Consider the following 3,585-nt stretch of genomic DNA (forward strand, 5'->3'; position numbering starts at 1 on the left):
TGAATCGCCCCGTGTTTGCCAGAGACTCAATAACTTGAGAAACTGGAACTATGAAAAAATCAAATCGCTATACATCAGAATTTCGTGAACGTGCAATTAGGCTTGTTACCACACAACAGCATGAATACCCTTCTCTTTGGGCTGCGCTAGTATCGATTTCAGATAAACTGGGATGTACCCCAGAAACACTTAGAGCATGGGTCAAGAAATCTCAAGCTCAACCGTCTAAACCCTCTTCTAATACGCCATCAACTGAAGAACGCCTTGCCATCTTAGAGCGCGAGAATAAAGAGCTCAAGCGAACGAATGATATCCTGAGGCAAGCTGCCGCTTTTTTCGCCCAAGCGGAGCTCGACCGCAAACAGAAGTAATAGTGGATTTTATTGATGCTTGCAGAGAGCATTACGGTGTCGAGTCAATTTGCAAGGAATTGCCGATTGCACCATCAACGTATTATTCTCATAAACAGATACAAAGAGAGCCTGAGCGACTGTCTAACCGCAAAAAGCGTGATGCTGAGCTGATAATACTCATTCGCGAAGTGTGGGAGGATAATATGTCAGTTTATGGTGCAAGAAAAATATGGAAGCAGCTACAGCTTGACGACCATCAAGTCGCCCGCTGTACAGTCGAACGATTGATGCGAGTTATGGGAATTCAAGGTGTTCGTCGGGGTAAAGCACATAAGACAACGATACCTGACGAGCAACAAGATAAGCCACTTGATTTAGTTAATCGTCAATTTACTGCTGAGCAGCCAAATCAACTTTGGGTAGCTGACATCACCTATGGTGTGCCCGGAGTTCAGCACTAGCAAGGAATGCTTTAATGAACCACGAGTCTATCTGAAATACATGAGCAATACGGTAGGAGCCAAATTGTTTATGGCACTATCTGGTTGTGCAGATAGTTGAGTCTGAGCGGCAGTGACTTATCGTATGCTGATAAGGTGATGGAACTCGCTGACAACGGGGAGTGAGGCGAATTCGTTACGCCAAGATGCTCTTCTAGACTAAGTATTGGACGGATGAAGTACATGAACCGATTAACCCGCATCTATGGGCTGAAACGTCGCCATTGCCTACACGAATTAACAGGCAATATGATGCTGCAATAATACTAAATGTATGAGTATTATTGCCGACTTGATAAATCACACGTAGGTATTTATCAATGGATAAACGCTAAATCACAATTCAGCGTTTAAGTATTATCACCTTACAGCACGATAAGGTTAAAGACTGCGATCGGCATCCACCCCAATATGTTCGAGTTCAGATAGGTAAACCGGGGAAGGTTTGTTTGAATGCTAAGGGAGCACGACCCCGATGACAAACAAGCTGGCGGAGCGTTCGTAGTAGTCTGAGATGGGGAAAGCCCATTACATGGCGAAGGGGCGCAGTTTAATTGATTTGCGCAAGCAAATTACCTGACCTTAATGAGGTGAAGACCTGTGATAATCAGCGAACTGCAACGTAAATTAGCAACATGGACAGCAACCGATAAAGCGCGTCGCGTTAATCGATTACTGCGCCTTATCAGTCACCCACAATGGCTTTGCCAAGCGGCTGAAGTAACGCTTTCTTCAAAAGGTGCCAAAACACCTGGCGTTGATGGAATAACTAAAATTCACTTACAGGATAAGCTGACTGATTACTTAGATGGGATCAGAAATGATTTACTCTCGGGTAATTATCAACCAATGCCTGCCAGACGAATTTATATTCCTAAAGCGAATGGAAAGCAACGCCCTTTAGGCATACCCACCTTAAGAGACAGAATAGTGCAACGTGCCATGCTCATGGCAATGGAGCCGATATGGGAAAATGATTTTCATTCACTATCCTATGGTTTTAGACCTGAACGCAGTGTCCATCACGCCATTAGAACTGTTAAGTTACAAATGACAGGCTCAAGTGAACCACGTGGGCGCTGGGTAATTGAAGGGGATTTATCAAGTTATTTTGATACAGTCCACCATCAATTACTGATGACATGTGTGCGTAAGCGTATCAATTGTCGACGATTTAATGAATTGCTCTGGCGGTTCATCAAAGCAGGACATATTGAACGTAATCTATTCTGTGCAACAAGCGAAGGCGTACCACAAGGTGGTGTCATTTCTCCATTATTGTCAAATATCATGCTCAACGAATTTGATCAGTATTTGGATAAATGCTACTTGAGCAAGAAAGCACGTAAAGATCGCTGGTACTGGAATCGTACAATCCAAGATAAGCGTACCATTGCACTAGAGGAAAATAGACAATGGAAACCTGGGGTTGCTTATTGTCGTTATGCCGATGACTTTCTTGTGATTGTCAAAGGTAACAAACAACAAGCAGAAGCCATTCGTGATCAGTGTCGAAATTTTCTTGAAGGTAAACTTAAACTCACACTTAACATGGAGAAAACCCATATTACGCATGTGAATGATGGATTTATCTTCCTTGGTCATAGGATCATAAGGAAACGTGGTCCTAAAGGGAATATGCGTGTGGTGTCTGGTATTCCACATGGTAAGGCTAAAGCATTTTCTCATTCCTTGAGCCAAGCTTTATCCAGTGATCACAGTTGTAGCAAGATAGACAAAGTTGAACAACTCAGCCGCAAGCTTAAAGGCTGGGCGCAATTTTATCGTCATACTGATTATACCGCTAAAGTTTACAGTAAAATTGATCGTATAGTTTTCTGGAAATTAGCAAAATGGCTAGCGCGGAAATATCGTTGCTCCGTTAAGTCATTAATGATGAAGTGGATAAAACGACCGACGCCAAATCAGGCCAAGACTTGGGTATTATTTGGTAAAAGCAATCGAGGTAATTTATGTAGCGCTTCACTATATCGACTGGTGAGCAGTCCTAAGTTGCCCTTCCGTTGGCGATTACCTGAATCAAACCCTTATCTTAGAGATGAAATGAGAAATACTGTCACATCTCGCTACAGCGATGTTGTAATGGCTGTAAGCCACAATTAAGCGGAGAGCTGTATGCGCTGAAAGGTGCACGTACGGTTCGGAGAGGAGAGGCAGAAAAATAGTTCGACTACGTTCTGCCTCTTACTCTACTTGCCACATGGAGTGGGTTTGTTTATGTCGCTTTCGTGATAGATGTTTTTTCACGATACATTGTAGGTTGGCGTGTATCAACGACAATGCACACAGAGCTTATTCTTGATGCGTTAGAGCAAGCTATTTGGCATCGTGGCAACCCCGAAGGGTTAATTCACCACAGCGACAGAGGCAGCCAATATTTGTCTATACGATACACTGAGCGACTTGCTGAAGCTGGAATTCAAGCGTCTGTAGGCAGTGTGGGTGACTCTTATGACAATGCATTGGCTGAAACAATAAATGGATTATTTAAAACAGAGATTATTCGCAGAAATGGCCCGTGGAAGAATGTTGATGCTGTTGAATACGCAACGTTAGAGTGGGTCAATTGGTTTAATAATCAACGCTTATTATCTTCAATTGGGTATATTTCACCAGCTCAATATGAAACAGACTACTATGATAATTTAAACGAGTCAGGTAAAGTGGCCTGACTTAAACAAACTGGTCTCCGATGAACTCGGGGCGATTCA

The 3,585-nt window shown here is 43.0% G+C and carries 3 protein-coding genes, 1 pseudogene and 1 other annotated feature; all 4 genes and pseudogenes read left to right on the forward strand.

Annotated features, from left to right (window positions below):
* Positions 1-50 precede the first annotated feature (50 nt).
* The gene (locus L655_RS0104150; protein WP_024604194.1) at positions 51-371 is read left to right on the forward strand and encodes a transposase; all 321 of its coding nucleotides are present in this window, start codon (positions 51-53) and stop codon (positions 369-371) included.
* Positions 329-445: a sequence feature (AL1L pseudoknot), on the forward strand. Its footprint overlaps the gene before it by 43 nt.
* Positions 374-814, forward strand: a complete 441-nt coding sequence (locus L655_RS0104155; protein WP_080670014.1) for an IS3 family transposase — start codon at positions 374-376, stop codon at positions 812-814. Its footprint overlaps the feature before it by 72 nt.
* 639 nt (positions 815-1,453) lie before the next feature.
* Positions 1,454-2,977, forward strand: a complete 1,524-nt coding sequence (gene ltrA / locus L655_RS0104160; protein WP_008109360.1) for a group II intron reverse transcriptase/maturase — start codon at positions 1,454-1,456, stop codon at positions 2,975-2,977.
* An 83-nt stretch (positions 2,978-3,060) separates the two neighbouring features.
* Positions 3,061-3,546 (forward strand): annotated as a pseudogene (locus tag L655_RS0104165) (IS3 family transposase); the annotation flags it as partial.
* Positions 3,547-3,585 lie beyond the last annotated feature (39 nt).

Source organism: Pseudoalteromonas sp. TAE79 (assembly GCF_000498015.1).
Lineage (GTDB): Bacteria > Pseudomonadota > Gammaproteobacteria > Enterobacterales > Alteromonadaceae > Pseudoalteromonas.

Coding starts and splice junctions, on each gene's coding strand:
- L655_RS0104150 (WP_024604194.1), top strand. CDS start 51: ATGAAAAAATCAAATCGCTATACATCAGAATTTCGTGAACGTGCAATT.